The 300-nt window shown below is 71.3% G+C and carries 1 pseudogene; it reads right to left on the bottom strand.

Annotated elements, in window-relative coordinates:
- Nucleotides 1-300: pseudogene (locus tag EXE42_RS17595) on the bottom strand (phosphate ABC transporter, permease protein PstA); the annotation flags it as partial.

The raw sequence follows: 300 nt of genomic DNA, 5'->3' as shown, positions 1-300 counted from the left end.
CGATCGCGGTGAAAAGCACCGCGACGGCGACGAGCCCGCCGCCGAGCGCGCCGAGCGCGCGCCGGGTGACCTCCGGGTCGTCCGCGCTGTACAGGCAGAACGCGAGGAACGGGACGACGAGCGTGAGGAAGTAGGTCAGCAGCCACGCGGGGCTGGCGTTCGCCAGGTCGAAGGCGTCGATGGCGACGTACACGAGCAGCACGCCGAGCGCGACGAGGCCGAAGACGCTCGCGCCGAACGAGAGGTACTCGAAGGCGATCCCTCGCACCCGGCTGACCTCGCCGAACCCGTCGGCGTTCG

Origin of the sequence: Halorubrum sp. SP3 (assembly GCF_005435195.1) — an archaeon.
Classification (GTDB): Archaea; Halobacteriota; Halobacteria; order Halobacteriales; family Haloferacaceae; genus Halorubrum; species Halorubrum sodomense.
Note: the sequence above shows the minus strand (reverse complement) of the source record. Positions and strands in the feature narration are given on the sequence as shown.